This window comes from Rhodococcus sp. NPDC003383, from assembly GCF_053589115.1.
Genome location: NZ_JBSFRG010000002.1, coordinates 289,455 through 305,180, shown reverse-complemented (window position 1 = coordinate 305,180; position 15,726 = coordinate 289,455). Strand labels below are relative to the sequence as shown.

Genomic DNA, 15,726 nt, shown 5'->3' with positions numbered 1-15,726 from the left:
ACACCTTCCGATACGAGTCGTGCGCGGTTCCGGTAGCGGTGGCTACCGAAACCGCGCACGAGTGGAGTCAGCGCCGGGCTCGGGACTTCTTGCGCGGCGGCGGCAGAGCGCCCTCGGCGCGCAGCCGGGCGGCGTGCTCGGCGAGCGCCTCGACCAGCGGACCGACCTGCGCGGTCTCGGGCTGCACGTCGACCCGCAGACCGAACTCGATCGCGGTCTCCGCGGTCTTGGGACCGATGCAGGCGACGATCGTGCGCGCGTGCGGCTTACCGGCGATACCGACGAGATTCCGGACCGTCGACGACGAGGTGAAGCACACCGCGTCGAAACCACCGGTCTTGATCATCTCGCGGGTCTCGGCCGGCGGCGGCGCGGCCCGGACGGTGCGGTACGCGGTGACGTCGTCGATCTCCCAGCCGCGTTCGCGCAATCCCTCGGCGAGCGTCTCGGTCGCGATGTCGGCGCGGGGCAGCAGGATCCGGTTGACCGGGTCGAACACGTCGTCGTACGGCGCGAACTCGGCGAGCAGGCCCTCGCTGGACTGCTCCCCCGTCGGCACCAGCTCCGGGGTGATACCGAACGACCGCACCTTGTCCGCGGTGGCCTGACCGACGCAGGCGATCTTCACGCCGGAGAACGCACGTGCGTCCAGACCGAACGCTTCGAACTTCTCCCACACCGCGCGCACCGCGTTGGTGGAGGTGAACACCACCCACTGGTAGCGACCGTCCACCAGGCCCTTGACGGCCCGCTCCATCTGGGCGGGGCTGCGCGGCGGCTCGACCGCGATGGTCGGCACCTCGATGGGAATCGCACCGTGGGTGACGAGACGATCGCTCATCTCACCGGCCTGATCCTTGGTGCGCGGCACCAGCACCGTCCAGCCGTACAGGGCGCGCGATTCCCACCACGACAGCTTGTTGCGGTGCGAGACGACCTTGCCGACCGTGACGATCAGCGGGCCCACCAGCTCGGATCCGGCGTCGTTGAGGGTCGCGAGGGTCGCTTCGACGGTGCGCTGCTGACGGGTCGTGCCCCGCACCGTGATCGCGGCCGGGGTCTGCGGCGCGAGACCGTGCTCGACGAGGGCACTCGCCGTCTCGGCCAGGTGACCGGAGGTCGCGTGCAGCACGAGCGGGCCGGGTGCGGCGGCAAGCGCAGCCCAGTTCACCTCGCCGCGGACGTCGACCTCGGTGTGGCACGAACCCAGCGCCATGCCGGCGTAGCTGGGGACGGCGGAGCCGGACGGCAGGCCCGGCAGGACCTCGAACACCACCTGGGTGCGGGAGACGGCGTTGACCTCGGCGATCACCGAATCGGTCGTCATCGGATCCCCGGCGACCAGACGCACCACGTCGTGGCCGTTCCTGGCCTCGGCGACCAGCGTCTTCGCGACCTCGGCGGGCTCGCCCAGCGCGGGACGGACCTCGGCGATCGGTTCCCCGGTCTCCGGGTCGCGGCCGGCGTCGCGGCCGACGAGCGCGACGACGGCCTTGTCCACGTCGGGGTCGGTGAAGGCCATGGTGGCGCTCGTCAGCACGTCGCGTGCGCGCACGGTGAGCAGCGCCGGGTCGCCCGGCCCCGATCCCACGAACAGGATCCGTCCGGGAGTGTGCTTGCGGACTCGGCTCATCGGTGATTCTCCAGTGCGATCAAATCTGCGGTATCGGGAAATCGGAAACGGGAAGGCAGGGCGTCAAACATCTGCTGCACTTTCTTCTGCCGGTCTGCCGGCACCTTCGTCGGCGGCCATGAGGTCGCGGGCTCCGAGGTCGAGCAGCTCCCGGGCGACGGCGCGACCGAGCTCGGTGGCACGCTCGAGCGGTCCGACCGCGCTCGCGCGGATCGCGTCGGAACCGTCGATCGCGGCGGCACAGCCACGCACCGACAGCTCCTCGAACACCCGGCCGTCGTCGTCGAGGGATTCGACGACCTCGGCGAGCGCCCCGACGGGCGCGGTGCACCCGGCCTCGAGTTCGGCGAGCAGTGCACGCTCGGCGTCGACGGCGGCGCGGCTGGCCGGGTCGTCGAGCTCGGCGAGCACGGCGATCATCTCCGGATCGTCGGCACGGCACTCGACGGCGAGTGCCCCCTGCGACGGTGCCGGCAGCATCTGCACCGGTTCGAGGGACTCGGTGATGCGGTCGGTCCGGCCGATGCGGGAGAGACCGGCGCGGGCGATGACGATCGCGTCGAGCTCGCCGGATTCGACCTTGCCGAGCCGGGTGTCGATGTTGCCGCGCAGCGGCTGGATGTCGAGGCCGAGACCGAGCGCGGCGAGCTGCGCGCGGCGCCGCGGCGCCGACGTGCCGACCTTCGATCCGGGCGGCAGTTCGCCCAGCACCAGGCCGTCCCGCGCGACGAGCGCGTCGCGGGGATCCTCGCGCGGCGGGACCGCGGCGATGACCAGGCGCGGATCCTGGAAGGTGGGCAGGTCCTTGTACGAGTGCACGGCGAGATCGACCTCGCCGGCGAGCAGCGCCTCACGCAGTTCGGCGGTGAACACGCCGACGCCGATCCGCTGGACCGGGCCTGCGGTGACGTCGCCCTTGGTCGTGATGATCACCAGCTCGGCGGGATGCCCGGCGGCGATCAGTGCGTTTCTGACGGTGCCCGCCTGCGTGGTCGCGAGGAGGCTGCCGCGCGTTCCGATACGCAACGTGCGGCTGCCGGCCCGGTCGTCGCTCCGGGTGACCGATGCGGCCTCGGCGCTCATGCCTGCCTGTCCTTTCGTGGAGTCCGCAGCTCCGTTGTGAGGGCGGGATCGAGAGCTGCGGACAGGTCGGTGCCGACCGGCTCCGCCAGGGCACCCGGTTCCTTCGTCATGGGCATGGCGACGGCCTCGACCGCACCCGGTCGCAGTTCGAACAGTTCGCGCAATGCCTCGGCGTACTGGTCGCCGCCGGGAGTGGAGGCCAGTTGTTTCACGCGCACGGTCGGCGCGTGCAGGAGTTTGTCGACGACGCGACGGACGGTGCGCGCGACCTCGCCGCGTTCCCCCTCGTCGAGATCGGGCAGCCGGGATTCGAGACGCATCAGCTCGGCCTCGACGACCTCGGCGGCGCGCTGCCGCAACGCGGTGACGGTCGGGGTGACCTCGGCGAGACGCTGAGAGGTCAGGTAGTCGGACAGTTCGGCGGCGACGATCGCGCGGGCGGCCTCGGCATCCGATGCGGCCGCGCCGGCGGCGGGATCGTTCTGCAACGCCTCCATGTCGAAGACGGTGACGTCGGGAAGACCCGAGACGGACGCGTCGACGTCGCGCGGCAGGCCGAGGTCGCAGATGACGAGGGGGCGGTCCGATCCGCGGCCGGGCTCGGCGAGCGCGCGGTGTGCGTCGGCGAGGGTCACGACGGTTCCGACCGCGCCGGTACAGGTCACCGCGACATCCGCGCAGGCGAGCGCGGACGCGAGATCACCGAACGCGACCACCTCGGCCTCGACGCCGTTGCCGCGGGCCGTTTCGGCGAGTCGTTCGGCGCGCTCGCGCGTGCGGTTGGCCACGATGATCCGCCCGATCCCGGCCCGGGTCAGATGCGCGACCGCGAGACCGCCCATCGCACCGGCACCGACGACGGCGGCGGTGCGGCCGGCGAGACCACCGAGCCGGGCACCGGCCTTGTCCAGCGCGACCGACACCACCGAGGCGCCGGCGGCGTCGATACCGGTTTCGCTGTGGACGCGCTTGCCGACGCGCAGCGCCTGCTGGGCGAGTTCGTGCAGTGCCCGGCCCGCGGCCTGCTGCGCGTCCGCGCTGGCATAGGCGGCGCGGATCTGGCCGAGAATCTGCTGTTCCCCGACGACCATCGAGTCCAGGCCGCTGGCGACCGAGAACAGGTGCTCGGCGGCGGCCTCGCTGTACCGCACGTAGGCGTGCCGGTGCAGATCGGACAGGGTCAGACCGGAATGCTCGGCCATCAGTGCGCTGACGTCGGCCAGGGCGCCGTGGAACGCGTCGACGACCGCGTAGATCTCCACCCGGTTGCAGGTGGAGACGATCATCGCCTCGGAGATGTGCCCGGAGGACATCATCTTGTCGGTCAGCTTCGGTCGGTCGGTGTCGGTGACCGCGACCTTCTCGAGCACTGACACCGGGGCACTCCGGTGCGAGATCCCGACGAGGAGAACACTCACGGCGCGATCACCGATCCGTTTCTTGTCACGGTCGAACCCAGCGGGCCCGACTTCCCGGACGAGGCCCGGTGCGGGGCGCTCGTTGCCTTCACCGCGGTAGCGCGGGAACTCATCGGCTGCCCCATTCCGGTGGGACGTGCGTCCCCGGCAGCGTGTGCGAGTTCGTCGTTGCGGGCGCTGTTGAACGAGAGCACCTGCATCTCGACGGAAAGATCGACGCGGCGGACCTCGACGTGTTCGGGCACCTCGAGCGGCGTCGGAGCGAAGCTCAGGACGCTGCGCACCCCGGAACGGACCAGGACGTCGCACACCTGCTGGGCGGCCTCACCGGGTGTCGCGACGACCCCGATGGTCGCGCCGAGTTCGCGGGCACCGGACTCGAGGCCGTCGACGTGGCGGATCGTCAGATCGCCCACACGGGTGCCGACGATCTGCGGATCGGAGTCGAACAGGCCGGCCATGGTGAATCCGCGGCGGTCGAAACCCGGGTACCGGGCGAGCGCACGACCGAGATTGCCGACGCCGACCAGCACCACGCGGTGTCCCTGGTCCAGGCCGAGCGCGTTCTCGATGCGCGCCTGCAGGCGCAGCACGTCGTAGCCGACGCCGCGAACCCCGTTGGGGCCGAGGAACGACAGGTCCTTGCGGAGTTTGGCGGATCCGACCCCGGACGCGGTCGCGAGTTCCTCGCTCGAGACGATGAGCGTCCCGGCGTCCGCGAGCCCACCGAGGACCCGCAGATAGGTCGCGAGACGCGTCACAGTAGCCTGAGGGATGTCGCGCACCGGAACTCCGGGAGAGGCACCCCCGCCGCCCCCGGCGTTGTCGCGGGCGTCGTCGCCCTGCGGGGGGTGCAGCTCTGTCACGTTCGTGGCTCCTCGTCCGGCCGACGGATACACGTCGGTCCTCACGGTGATCCGGGGTTTCGTTCACACCACGGTAACCGCTTGTGAAGCCATGCACAAAGTTGCTCGAAGGGCCCCGAATGTGCTCGCTACCTGCGCGACGGACCGCGCCGACCGTGGTCAGCGAGCGAGATCGGCCCTGAGTCGCGGCTCGTCCACCTCCCAGTAACTGTGCTCGCGGCCGTCGAGCAGAACGACCGGCAACCGGTCCCCGAATTCGGCGCGCAGCTCGGGATCCGTTGCGGCAGCGGCGTCGACGTCGACGCATGTCGGAGTGAGCCCGAACTCCTCGCACACCTGCTCGAGCCGAGCGCGTGCGGGCGCGCACGCGCCGCAGCCGGCGCGGACGAGGAGAGTGACTTCGTGGGCGGGTGCGGAGGCGCCGGCGGCGTCCTGTCGAGGCTCTGTCATTCCCCTACTGTGCGCCATCGCCGGTCGAGATGAACGTCACACCCGGTCCGTGCGTTCGCTCCCGCCCGGAATGCGGTCCGGTCGCGGGCTAGGCTGGGCGCGTCGTCCGTTGCCCGCGGCGACACGGCCGTCGTGACACGGAGGTGCGAGTGCCTGGACGTTCATTGCCGTACGGGTGGGGAATCGGCGAGTTTCTGTCCGGCCTCATCCGACCGGGACGCCGCCGGTGGTTCAGCAAGTTCGGTCCCAGCGAGGCCGAGGTGCGCGCGAACCTGGCCGGTGAGGCCAGCGCCGACGCCGCACTGGCGCTGCACGAGGCGCGCGCCGAGGCCGAGGTCGAGGCCGGGATCGAAACCGAGGCCGCGACCCCCGCGCCGCGCGATCTGACCGCGGCGGCGTTCTTCGACGTCGACAACACGATGGTGCAGGGCGCCTCGATCATCCATTTCGCCCGGGGTCTGGTCGCGCGGGACTACTTCCGCAAGACCGATCTGCTCGAGTTCGCCTGGCAGCAGGTGAAGTTCCGGGTCACCGGCAAGGAGAACTCGAACGACGTCGCGAGCGGCCGCGAGAAGGCGTTGTCGTTCGTGCAGGGACGGTCGACGGAGGAACTGCGCCGCCTGGGAGAGGAGATCTACGACGAGATCATCGCCGACAAGATCTGGCCGGGCACGCGCGCGCTCGCGCAGATGCACCTCGACGCGGGCCAGCAGGTGTGGCTGGTCACCGCGACCCCGGTGGAACTGGCCGACGTCATCGCCAAGCGGCTCGGGTTGAGCGGCGCCCTGGGTACGGTCGCCGAATCGAAGGACGGCGTCTTCACGGGCCGGCTCGTCGGCGACATCCTGCACGGGCTCGGCAAGGCGCACGCGGTGCGTGCCCTGGCGATCCGGGAGGGCCTGAACCTCAAGCGGTGCACCGCCTACTCCGACAGCCACAACGACGTGCCGATGCTGTCGCTGGTGGGTACGGCCGTCGCGATCAATCCCGACGCGGACCTGCGGGAACTCGCCAAGACCCGCGGCTGGGAGATCCGGGATTTCCGGACCGCCCGCAAGGCCGCGCGGATCGGTGTGCCGACCGCGCTGGGGATCGGTGCGGCGGGCGGAGCGCTCGCGGTCCTGCTCGGGCGGCGGCGGGACCGCGCCGCGTAGTTCCGGTTCCGGTGCGCGTCAGCCGAGGAAGACGTTGCGGCGCCGGGTGAGCAGCTTGTACAGCGTCTGCTGAATGGTCTCCCGCACGTGGTCGGTGACCTCGAACAGCACCATCGGGTCGTCGGCGGCCGCGTCGTCGTACACGTCGGTGGTGATCGGGGTGCCGAACTCGATGTACCACTTCGACGGCAGCGGCACGAGGCCGAGCGGACCGAGGGCCGGGAACAACGGCGTGACGGGGAAGTAGGGCAGGCCGAGCACCCGCGCGAGCGACGTGAGGTCGGCGATGTTCGGGTAGATCTCCTCCGAACCGACGATCGAGCACGGCACGATCGGGGCGCGCGTCTTCAGTGCCGCGGACACGAATCCACCGCGGCCGAACCGCTGCAGCTTGTACCGCTCGCGGAACGGTTTGCCCAGGCCCTTGTAGCCCTCGGGGAACACCGCGACCACCTGGTCGTCGCGCAGCAGCCGCTCGGCGTCCGGGTGGCAGGCGAGTGTGTGGCCGGCCTTGCGGGCGACGTTGCCGATGACCGGCATGTCGAAGGCGAGGTCGGCGGCGAGCATCCGCAGCGGCCGGTGGGCCTGGTCCCACACCGCGACCGAGGTCATCAGCGCGTCGAGCGGCAGGGTGCCGGCGTGATTGGCGACGACGAGGGCGCTGCCGTCGGCGGGGATGTTCTCGATGCCACGGACCTCGACGCGGAACCACTTGTCGAACAGCGGCCGCAGCACCGGCATCACGACGTGCTCGGTGAAGTGCGGATCGAATCCGAAGTCGTCGACGTCGTAGTCACCGGTCATGCGGCGCCGCACGAACTCGGCGGTCCCGGTGACCTGCTCGATCAGGGTCCGGCGGAGGTCGTCGAGGAAACCGTCCGCCGGGGTGTGCTGTTTCGGCAGATCGAAGGGCTCGAGGTCGCGGCCGGCGGGATGACCGCTGCCGGGTCTCGCACCGCCGCGGCGCTGCGCATTCGGTCCGCCGTGCAGCGGAATGACCTTTGCAACCTGCGTCATCGCGCCTCCGTCCTCTCTCCCAGTGCGGAGAGCACCATCGATTCGGCTCGATCGACCCATTCGGTCTTCACGATGCGGCTGCGCCCGATGCTGCGGGCGAAGTCGTCGAGTGCGTCCATCGTCGTCCAGCGCGGCTCGAACCCGAGTTCGGTACGCATCCGGGTGGTGTCGAGTCCGCAACCGAAGTGGAAGTAGTCGAGTTCTTCCTTGGTGAACGATTTCATGACGGATCCCATGAGGGCCTGTCCCGCCGTGCGGAAGAGCCCGTACGGCATGGGAACCGGGATCCCGCCCGCGCGGCGGACGGCCTGCGAGACCATCACGACGCCGTCCCCGGCGATGTTGAAGGTCCCGGCGGGACCGGCGACGGTGGCTCGTTCGAGTGCGCCCAGCGCATCCTCTTCGTGCAGCAATTGCAGCCGGGCGTCGCGCCCGAACACGGTCGGCACCAACGGCGAGGTCAGATATGTGGACACCGAACCGGGCATCCGGTTCCCGACGGTCGGGGCGAGCCGCAGGATCGTGGTCGAGATGTCGCTGCGCCGGCGGGCCAGACCCCGCAGATAACCTTCGATCTCGATCATGTCGCGGGCGAAGGCGCCGGTCGGCCGACGACGGGCGCTCATCTCCTCGGTGAACTTGGCGGGGTCCTTGGCGCTGGATCCGTACACCACCGACGACGACCGCAGCACCACGCGCCGGACGGACGGCACCTTCTGGCACACCGCGAACAACTGCATGGCACCGAGGACGTTCATGTCCTTCATGGCGGTGCGGCTACCGGACTTGGGGGCCTTGGTCACCGTCGACGCGTGGACGACGGTGTCGACGTCCATGTTGCGGATGACCTTGCCGATCAGGGGGTTCCGGATGTCGGCGAGGACGAACTCGGCGCGGCCCATGCGGCGGAGCATGTCCTTGGTGGGCGACTGGGTGTCGACCGCGATGACCCTTTCGATCGCCGGATTCTGAGCGAGCCGGGTGACGAGGAATCCGCCGAGGAAACGGCTGGCACCGGTCACCAGAGCTACCTTCGGCGGCTCGATGTCAGCAGTCGAAGTCACGCACAACCCCCTGTTTCCAGACCTACCGGCTCTCCGGACCCCACGTGCTCGGCGAACCGGCGCTCGTCATGTCGGCAGACCGACCTCGTGGTGTCGACCGAATCGACTCGTATCACGGAACGACTCTCGCGCGGTATGGGTCCCAACAATACGGTGAGTTGCGCGACACCGCATTACACAGAGGTCAACACTCTTCCCGAAGTCCGCACAACGGACGAATCACCCCCGGAATGCCGGATGCCCGCCACCGAAACGGTGACGGGCATCCGGAATGTCGAAATTACTTGCCGAGTTTACGACGCTGAACGCGCGTACGGCGGAGCAGCTTGCGGTGCTTCTTCTTCGACATGCGCTTGCGGCGCTTCTTGATCACAGAACCCATGGTGGGCTTCCCTCGTTCTCTCTATCGGTCCTGCGCACGCCGGTGACGTACGCCTGTATGTCGACGCTGGGCCCCGTGGTGACGAGCGCAGCGCCTTACGACACCGGCTGGCCGGTACGACGACTTGCAATCGTACCGGGGCGAATCCGCCGAACGAAAACGAGGTCCGCTCCGCTCGTCGATGCGCCCGACGACAGTTACCCGACGTCGAAGTACGAAGTCTCCAAGTAGTCGTGAACGGCCTTTGCGTGGACGCGGAACGACCGTCCCACGCGCACGGCAGGCAGCTCGCCACTGTGGACCAACCTGTACACGGTCATCTTCGATACCCGCATCAACGCCGCAACCTCGGCCACGGTGAGGAACTGGGTGCCGGCGAGGACCGACTGTCCGTCCTGAGGCTGTTGCCCCTTCGACGGTGTGTTTCCAGAAACCATTGGACACCTCCGGCACGTCCCGCGCCGCCGGCTTCCCCTCCGGCGGAACAGACACGCACGTGCTAATCCGAGCTTAGCGTGACGATTGGTTCCTGTGCGACGGTGCGGACGACGAATTTGACACGCCGTCCGATCCGTCCGTGTTCTACTCTCCGGTTGAGCCGAGCTGGGCCGACCGGTTGCGGGCTGCGGTCAGCGCCTCGTAGAAGGCAGTGCGCACCCCGTGGCGTTCGAGTTCGCGGACGGCCGCCGCGGTGGTTCCGCCGGGCGAGGTGACCGCCGCGCGGAGGTCCGCCGCGTTCTCCCCGGAGCGGTCGAGCATCGCCGCCGAACCGGTCATCGTCTGGACGACCAGTTCGGTCGCCACCGCGCGGCTGAGGCCGAGCGAGACACCGGCGTCGATCATCGCCTCGGCGATCAGGAAGAAGTAGGCCGGACCGGAACCGGACACCGCGGTGACCGCGTCGATCTGGGATTCGGGGACGACCGTCACGGTGCCGACGGACGACAGGATCTCGCGCACCAGCTCGAGGTGGTCGGCCTTGGCATGCCGGCCCGCAGCGATGACGCTGGCACCCTCGCCCACGAGCATCGGAGTGTTCGGCATGGCCCGCACGACCGGGAAGCCGGCGGGCAGCTTGTTCTCGTACCGCGCGGTGGGGATCCCCGCCGCCAGCGACAGCAGCAGTTGTTCGCGATCACCCTCGAGGTCCGCGTTGGCCAGGTCGTTGAGGACGGCGTCCACGTCACCGGGCTTGACCGCGACGACCAGGACGTCGGCGCCTTCGGCGGCGTCCGCGACGGAGCCGGTCACGCGGATCGAGTACTCCTGGGCCAGCGTCTCGGCTCGGGCCGGGAACTTCTCGGAGACGACGAGGTCCTTCGTCGCGAATCCACCCTGCAGCAGGCCCGAGACGAGGGCCTCGCCGATTCTGCCGCCACCGATAACCGCAATTCTCGTCATGGCCGTAAGCCTGCCACGCCGCCGGAACCGGGCCTAGGCCGCCCTACCGGGGCGGAGAGCCCCTACCTACCGGGGCATCATCGCGAGCTGGCGACTCTGCACCACGACGGCACCGGTGGAGTCCACGACGGTGTGGTCCTCCTCGAACCACGTGCCGCCGAGGACGGTGCTGCTCGCCATGACGCGCAACCAGCCCGGCTGCGGAAGCCGACGCAGGTATGCGGTCAGCTGCACGGTCGGCGCCCAGCCGAACCGGCCGAGGTTCATCGCGACCGGCGCGGAGATGTCCCCCGCCATGAGCGCGAACAGCGCCGCGGTGTTCCGGTCGGCCTCGTCCTCGGGACGCGGTCGTGCCCACATCCGTACGACCGGGTCGCCCTGTCGTCCCGTGAGGAAGTGCGCACTCGTCTCGTCGACGCACAGGTCCGCGCCGCCGCTCACGTTGACGATCTTCCCCATCGGATGCTCCGGCGTCACCAGCCTCGATCCTAGCGTCGGTTCGGCCGGCAGGTCCGCGAGCGGCTGTGCCGCGGCGAACACGTCGTCGCCCTCGTCGGGGCAGCCGAGGGTGATCGAGGCCCGCACGGCCACGCGGTCGCCCTGCACGAGTTCGACGTCGACGAGGGAGACCTGCTTACCCTGCTTGCGGACCGTGGTGATCAGGTCGACATCCCCCGCGTCCGGTGCCGCCACGAACGAGGCGCTCACGGCGAGAGGCTGAATCGCGCTGTCGCCGGTGTCGTCGGCGAGCAGCGTCCGGCGCGCGGCGGCGGCGCACACGGCGAGCATGCAGCCGCCGTGGACCTTGGGCCCGATCGTCCAGGTCGGATGGATGTGGGCGCGCCATCGGCCGTCGCCGAGGGCGTCGACGGTGGTGAGGTCGCGGAACGGGTGGGGGCCGAGCTCGGTCACTGCTGCTCCTGTCGGGGGCGGGGGTCGTCGAAGAAGATGCGGGACGCGAGGTCCTGGTGGGCGAGCCGGCGCATCGCTGTCAGCACCGGCTCGTAGAGGGCGGTGCCGAGGACCGCGGCCTCCACGGTGTCCTGACGCGATCCGGTGGGCAGCAGCGCGAGCTCGAGCTCGGCGATCCCGCGGATGTGCCGGCCGTAGACGTCGATGCGTTCGTCGGTCATCGGCAGCCCGGCGGCTTCGAGCGTTTCGAGCGCGCGTTCGAGCTGGGCGACGGCCGCGAAGCGCGGATCGTAGATCTGGCCCAGACGTTCGAGGACGCGCCGGGCCCGCGGGTGGTCGCGGGTACCGGGGTCGCCGGTTTCGGTGTCCGGCGCATAGGGCGGCAGCGCTTCGATGGCGCGCCCGAGGACGGTGAACAGCGGGTCGTCGCGGTTGTCGATCAGGTCGACGACGATCTTGACCTGGTTCAGCGGCAGCCCTCGGGTGACGAGCGCGCGGACGAGGGCGAGACGCCGCACGTGCCGTTCGTCGTAGCGCGCCTGGGTGGCGCTGGTGGTCTCACCCGGCATGAGCAGGCCTTCGCGCAGGTAGTACTTGACGGTCGCGAGCGGCACTCCGGTGCGGGCGACGAGTTCCGAGATTCGCATGTTCACCTCCGATCCTTGACACCGGATACTATAACTATCCAATATTGGATAGTTATAGTATCCAATGATTTCCCGGCCCGGCAGATCAGCGAGGAACCCTCATGAATCCCGTGCTCACCATCGTTCTCGGCATCACCCTGCTCACCGTCGTCGGCATCGCCTTCGGCGGCACCTTCCTGCTCCGCGTCGGCAACGGCAGTGTTCCGGCGAACGACCTGCAGAAAACGTTCTTCCGGGCGGGCCACGCGCACGCCGGTGTCCTCGTGACGCTCGGCGTCCTCGTCGCGGTACTCACCCACGTCGCCGGCACCTCGACCGTGTGGGGGACGACGGGCGCGATCGCCGTGCTGACCTCGGCAATCCTCATCCCGGCCGGATTCTTCCTGTCCGTTCTCGGAGCCGACCCGCAGCGACCGGGACGGATGTTCACATCCGTGTGGGCGGGCGCGGTGTCGCTGGTCGCCGGGCTGGTGATCTCAGGAGTCGCGGTCCTCGCCGCGGGCATCACCGCTCTGTGAACCCGCCTCGATCCGCGCGATCGCCGCGGAACGCGGCTGCACCGGACCCGCGGTGATCGCCCGGCGGGGCGCCCGCTCCAGATGTTCGCGCGCGAACTCGAGCGCCCGCCGCAGCAGGACCGTCCGCTCCGCCCGGGTGCGGGCGCTCTGCGTGCTCACCTCGAGCACCACCTGCCCGGCGAAGTCGCTGTCGGCGAGCCGGCGGCAGATCTCCTCACACGGCTGCGTGCCGTCACCGGGCAGCAGGTGTTCGTCGAGCGACGCACCGCGACCGTCCGCGAGATGCAGGTGGGCGAGCCGCTCCCCCATCCGGTCCGCCAGCGCCGTCGCATCCATACCCGCGGTCGCGGTGTGCGACAGATCCAGCGTGTAGTTCGCGTAGCCGGTGTCCGTCGGGTCGATCGACGGACTGTACGCCGACACTGCCCGCCCGGGACCTCCGCGACGACGCATCCGTTCGGCGCTTCGGCTGCCGAAGAAGGCGTCGGCCCGCATCGGGTACATGTTCTCGACCGCCACCGACACGTGGCTGCTCTCCTCGAGCCGCGCGACCTGGTCGGAGAACCCCTCCGCGTAGCGGCGCTGCCACCGGAACGGCGGGTGCACCACGACCGTCCGCGCCCCCAGTTTCTCGGCGGTCCGGACCGACCGATCGAGTTTGGCCGCGGGATCGGCGCCCCACACGCGCTGGGAGATCAGCAGGCACGGGGCGTGCACGGCCAGCACCGGCATCGCGTACTTGCGGATCAGCGACTGCACCGAACCGACGTCCTGGCTCACCGAATCGGCCCAGACCATCAGCTCGACGCCGTCGTAGCCGAGGTCGGCCGCGAACCGGAATGCCGCCTCGGTGTTCTCCGGATACACCGACGCGGTGGACAACCCGACCAGGATCCGTTGCGCCGTCCCCATACCGGTGCGACCTCAGCCGTTCGGCAACAGGAACAGGAGCGGACCGAACGTGACGAACGCCCCGACGGCCAGCGCGATGAGCTGGCTGGTGATGTCGTCGGTGCGGCGCAGGATGCGCACGACCGCCACCAGCCCGACGATCACCAGCAACGCCAGCGCGAACGCGACCCACGGGAGCGAATCCCACAGGCGTTCGAAGCCCTTGAACAGCAGGGCGCCGGCGACGATCGCGGCGATGCTCTCACCGGCGAGCATCGCCCACTGCTTGAGACCGGTCGCGGTGTCCTCGGAGGCCTTCGAGTCGGATTCTTCGCCCGCGTCGGCATCCTCACCGTCCTGGACGGCGGCGCGGCGGCGCTTGCTCCGGCCGCTCGTCTTCGAGTCCTCGGCGCCCTCCGCCGTGTCCTTCGCGTCCTTCGAGCCGGCCTTCGACTTGGCGTTCGTCTTCTTCGCGTTCGCCTTCTTCGGATCGGCGACGGCGCCACCGATCAGATCCGTGTCCTCGAGCGCGTCCGCGTCGTCGGGTCCGGTTCCGTGCAGGTCGCTGGCAGGTCCCGACAGCAACCGCGGTTCCGGGCCGTCGGCCGGTCGCGGGAGGACCGGCGCGGGAGGCACGATCGCCGCGGCGGCCGCGGTCGTCTCGAGGTGGGCGCGCGCGCGGCGCGGGAGCGCGGACGGGCGGATCACCTCGGTCGGCGATTCGACCTTCGCGCCGTCCGCGGTGGTCGGCGCGTCCTCGGTGGTCCGCGCCTTACCGGCGGCGGGTGCCGGCTTCGCCGTGACCGGCTCGGGCTTCGAGACCGTGACCGGTGCAGGCTTCGGGGCCGGGACGGGTGCAGCCTTCGGGGCCGTGACCGGTTCGGGCTTCGGCGCACTCGGGGCGGGCGCCTCGACCACCGCGGGGGACGGCGACGGGACGTCCCGCTTCGGGACCTCACGCTTCGGAGTATCGCGCTTCGGGGTATCGCGCTTCGGAGCCTCCGGCTTCGGGACCTCGAGCTTCGGGGCGTGGAGCTGCGTGGCTTCGAGTCCGAGGGGTTCGGGCTTCGGGGCTTCGACCACCGGCTCGGGGGCAGGCGCGGGCGCGGCCTTCGCCTCGACGATCGGTTCCGCCGGGGACGGCTGCGCCGGCGTGACGGGGATCTCGCCGGTCAGTTCCGCGACCGAGATACCCCCGCTGGTGCCGCGACGACGTCGCCCACCCGCGCGGGTGTCCACCTTCTTACCGTTGCGCGCGAGCAGTTCGGCAACCGAGATCTGCCCGGTGTCGGGCTTGTGCTCCGTCATTGCGCCACCACCAGTTCGCCCCCCATCTCCGTGTCCAGCTTGCGCAGGATAAGCCCTTCGCGCAGCGCCCACGGGCAGATCTGGACCGACTCCACACCGAGCGCCCGCATGCTCGCTTCCGCGACGAGCGCGCCCGCGACGAGTTGCTCCGAACGATCGGAGCTCACGCCCTCGAGTTCCGCGCGATCGGACGTGGTCATCCGGGAGATGAACGCGATGAGCTGACGCAGCCCGCTCGCGGTGAGGGTCCGTTGCACCCGGATCCCCGCCGACGACGGCGCCGCACCCGTCAGCCGCGCCAGGGTGCGGAACGTCTTCGAGGTCGCAACCATCAGGTCCGGGTCCCCGGCGGCGCGCAGGTGCTTGGCCGGAGCGGCCAGTTCGGCGTCGAGCCAGTCCCGCAGCGCCGAGATGCGGCGTTTGCCCGGCGGATCCTCGCGGAACCAGTCGCGCGTCAACCGGCCCGCACCGAGCTGCAGCGAGTACGCGACGTCGGGATCCTCGTCGCCGCCGTACGCGAGCTCGAGGGACCCACCGCCGATGTCGAAGTTCAGGATGCGTCCGGCGCTCCACCCGTACCAGCGGCGGACCGCGAGGAAGGTCAGCCGGGCCTCGTCCTCGCCGGAGAGCACGTCGAGGGTGACGCCGGCCTCGGTACGCACGCGCTGCAGCACCGCGTCGGAATTGCAGGCGTCGCGCACCGCGGAGGTCGCGAAGGCCATCAGCTCACCGCACCCGGAGGTGCGGGCGATGCTCTCGAAGTCGTGCACCGTCTCGACGAGCCGGTCGGCGCCCGACTTCGAGATGTTGCCGTCGTCGTCCAGGCTCTCGGCGAGCCGCAGGGTTGCCTTGGTCGAGCTCATCGGTGTCGGGTGTCCGCCCCGATGAGCATCCACCACGAGCAGATGAACCGTATTGCTTCCGACGTCGAGTACCCCTAGCCGCACATACACAAGGTACTGGGTCTACCGTCGGACACTGT

17 protein-coding genes are annotated in these 15,726 nt (G+C 70.0%); 2 read left to right on the top strand and 15 right to left on the bottom strand.

Annotation, left to right across the window (positions count from 1 at the left end):
* Positions 1–67 precede the first annotated feature (67 nt).
* The 5 genes from ACWDTS_RS03390 to ACWDTS_RS03370 all read right to left on the bottom strand — a co-directional run bounded on the left by ACWDTS_RS03390 (position 68) and on the right by ACWDTS_RS03370 (position 5,450).
* Entirely contained in the window at positions 68–1,633 is a 1,566-nt protein-coding gene (locus ACWDTS_RS03390) for a bifunctional uroporphyrinogen-III C-methyltransferase/uroporphyrinogen-III synthase (protein ID WP_197250581.1), read from the bottom strand.
* Between the two features lie 63 nt (positions 1,634–1,696).
* A complete protein-coding gene (gene hemC / locus ACWDTS_RS03385; RefSeq protein WP_450110358.1) occupies positions 1,697–2,716 on the bottom strand; it encodes a hydroxymethylbilane synthase in 1,020 nt (339 codons plus the stop codon).
* Positions 2,713–4,134, bottom strand: coding sequence for a glutamyl-tRNA reductase (locus ACWDTS_RS03380; RefSeq protein ID WP_197250583.1), 1,422 nt, complete (start codon positions 4,132–4,134; stop codon positions 2,713–2,715). The genes hemC and ACWDTS_RS03380 overlap by 4 nt, the downstream gene beginning before the upstream one ends.
* The gene (locus tag ACWDTS_RS03375; RefSeq protein WP_197250584.1) at positions 4,131–5,000 is read right to left on the bottom strand and encodes a redox-sensing transcriptional repressor Rex; all 870 of its coding nucleotides are present in this window, start codon (positions 4,998–5,000) and stop codon (positions 4,131–4,133) included. Before ACWDTS_RS03375 ends, ACWDTS_RS03380 begins: the two co-directional genes overlap by 4 nt.
* Positions 5,001–5,159: 159 nt before the next feature.
* Complete coding sequence (locus tag ACWDTS_RS03370) at positions 5,160–5,450, bottom strand: glutaredoxin family protein (RefSeq protein WP_248674864.1); 291 nt, start codon at positions 5,448–5,450, stop codon at positions 5,160–5,162.
* A gap of 149 nt (positions 5,451–5,599) precedes the next feature.
* Between ACWDTS_RS03370 and ACWDTS_RS03365 the strand changes: the two genes are divergently transcribed.
* Positions 5,600–6,604, top strand: coding sequence for an HAD family hydrolase (locus ACWDTS_RS03365; RefSeq protein ID WP_197250586.1), 1,005 nt, complete (start codon positions 5,600–5,602; stop codon positions 6,602–6,604).
* A gap of 18 nt (positions 6,605–6,622) precedes the next feature.
* On the opposite strand, the gene ACWDTS_RS03360 is transcribed toward ACWDTS_RS03365, so the two are convergent.
* The 7 genes from ACWDTS_RS03360 to ACWDTS_RS03330 all read right to left on the bottom strand — a co-directional run bounded on the left by ACWDTS_RS03360 (position 6,623) and on the right by ACWDTS_RS03330 (position 12,027).
* Entirely contained in the window at positions 6,623–7,621 is a 999-nt protein-coding gene (locus ACWDTS_RS03360; RefSeq protein ID WP_450117588.1) for a lysophospholipid acyltransferase family protein, read from the bottom strand.
* Complete coding sequence (locus tag ACWDTS_RS03355; RefSeq protein ID WP_450117587.1) at positions 7,618–8,685, bottom strand: NAD-dependent epimerase/dehydratase family protein; 1,068 nt, start codon at positions 8,683–8,685, stop codon at positions 7,618–7,620. Before ACWDTS_RS03355 ends, ACWDTS_RS03360 begins: the two co-directional genes overlap by 4 nt.
* 280 nt (positions 8,686–8,965) lie before the next feature.
* Positions 8,966–9,067 (bottom strand): 30S ribosomal protein bS22, encoded by a 102-nt coding sequence (locus ACWDTS_RS03350; protein WP_003402602.1) that lies wholly within the window; start codon positions 9,065–9,067, stop codon positions 8,966–8,968.
* A 197-nt stretch (positions 9,068–9,264) separates the two neighbouring features.
* The gene (locus tag ACWDTS_RS03345) at positions 9,265–9,504 is read right to left on the bottom strand and encodes a helix-turn-helix domain-containing protein (RefSeq protein WP_197250589.1); all 240 of its coding nucleotides are present in this window, start codon (positions 9,502–9,504) and stop codon (positions 9,265–9,267) included.
* Positions 9,505–9,649: 145 nt separating this feature from the next.
* The gene (proC, locus tag ACWDTS_RS03340; RefSeq protein ID WP_197250590.1) at positions 9,650–10,468 is read right to left on the bottom strand and encodes a pyrroline-5-carboxylate reductase; all 819 of its coding nucleotides are present in this window, start codon (positions 10,466–10,468) and stop codon (positions 9,650–9,652) included.
* A 66-nt stretch (positions 10,469–10,534) separates the two neighbouring features.
* Positions 10,535–11,380 (bottom strand): thioesterase family protein, encoded by an 846-nt coding sequence (locus ACWDTS_RS03335; protein ID WP_450117586.1) that lies wholly within the window; start codon positions 11,378–11,380, stop codon positions 10,535–10,537.
* Positions 11,377–12,027: a MerR family transcriptional regulator gene (locus ACWDTS_RS03330; RefSeq protein WP_197256669.1), complete on the bottom strand. Its 651-nt coding sequence runs from the start codon at positions 12,025–12,027 to the stop codon at positions 11,377–11,379. The genes ACWDTS_RS03335 and ACWDTS_RS03330 overlap by 4 nt, the downstream gene beginning before the upstream one ends.
* A 101-nt stretch (positions 12,028–12,128) precedes the next feature.
* Here ACWDTS_RS03330 and ACWDTS_RS03325 point away from each other — a divergent pair, with 101 nt between their 5' ends.
* On the top strand, positions 12,129–12,545 hold the full coding sequence (locus ACWDTS_RS03325) for a hypothetical protein (RefSeq protein ID WP_197256651.1): 417 nt from the start codon (positions 12,129–12,131) through the stop codon (positions 12,543–12,545).
* Here the strand turns inward: ACWDTS_RS03325 and ACWDTS_RS03320 are convergent.
* Genes ACWDTS_RS03320 through ACWDTS_RS03310 form a run of 3 tightly spaced genes read right to left on the bottom strand, consistent with a single transcriptional unit; the run spans position 12,504 to position 15,691 of the window.
* The gene (locus ACWDTS_RS03320; protein ID WP_197256649.1) at positions 12,504–13,457 is read right to left on the bottom strand and encodes a sugar phosphate isomerase/epimerase family protein; all 954 of its coding nucleotides are present in this window, start codon (positions 13,455–13,457) and stop codon (positions 12,504–12,506) included. The two genes, ACWDTS_RS03325 and ACWDTS_RS03320, sit on opposite strands and share 42 nt — an antisense overlap.
* 12 nt (positions 13,458–13,469) lie before the next feature.
* A complete protein-coding gene (locus ACWDTS_RS03315; protein WP_450110361.1) occupies positions 13,470–14,744 on the bottom strand; it encodes a hypothetical protein in 1,275 nt (424 codons plus the stop codon).
* Positions 14,741–15,691 carry a Ppx/GppA phosphatase family protein gene (locus ACWDTS_RS03310; protein ID WP_450117585.1) on the bottom strand — a complete coding sequence of 317 codons (951 nt, stop codon included), beginning with the start codon at positions 15,689–15,691 and terminating at the stop codon, positions 14,741–14,743. The genes ACWDTS_RS03315 and ACWDTS_RS03310 overlap by 4 nt, the downstream gene beginning before the upstream one ends.
* Positions 15,692–15,726 lie beyond the last annotated feature (35 nt).

Excerpts from the sequence above, each read along its gene's own strand:
- proC (WP_197250590.1), bottom strand. The coding sequence starts at position 10,468 with ATGACGAGAATTGCGGTTATCGGTGGCGGCAGAATCGGCGAGGCCCTC.
- ACWDTS_RS03390 (WP_197250581.1), bottom strand. The coding sequence starts at position 1,633 with ATGAGCCGAGTCCGCAAGCACACTCCCGGACGGATCCTGTTCGTGGGA.
- ACWDTS_RS03350 (WP_003402602.1), bottom strand. The coding sequence starts at position 9,067 with ATGGGTTCTGTGATCAAGAAGCGCCGCAAGCGCATGTCGAAGAAGAAG.
- hemC (WP_450110358.1), bottom strand. The coding sequence starts at position 2,716 with ATGAGCGCCGAGGCCGCATCGGTCACCCGGAGCGACGACCGGGCCGGC.
- ACWDTS_RS03320 (WP_197256649.1), bottom strand. The coding sequence starts at position 13,457 with ATGGGGACGGCGCAACGGATCCTGGTCGGGTTGTCCACCGCGTCGGTG.
- ACWDTS_RS03330 (WP_197256669.1), bottom strand. The coding sequence starts at position 12,027 with ATGCGAATCTCGGAACTCGTCGCCCGCACCGGAGTGCCGCTCGCGACC.
- ACWDTS_RS03315 (WP_450110361.1), bottom strand. The coding sequence starts at position 14,744 with ATGACGGAGCACAAGCCCGACACCGGGCAGATCTCGGTTGCCGAACTG.
- ACWDTS_RS03345 (WP_197250589.1), bottom strand. The coding sequence starts at position 9,504 with ATGGTTTCTGGAAACACACCGTCGAAGGGGCAACAGCCTCAGGACGGA.
- ACWDTS_RS03370 (WP_248674864.1), bottom strand. The coding sequence starts at position 5,450 with ATGACAGAGCCTCGACAGGACGCCGCCGGCGCCTCCGCACCCGCCCAC.
- ACWDTS_RS03360 (WP_450117588.1), bottom strand. The coding sequence starts at position 7,621 with ATGACGCAGGTTGCAAAGGTCATTCCGCTGCACGGCGGACCGAATGCG.
- ACWDTS_RS03325 (WP_197256651.1), top strand. The coding sequence starts at position 12,129 with ATGAATCCCGTGCTCACCATCGTTCTCGGCATCACCCTGCTCACCGTC.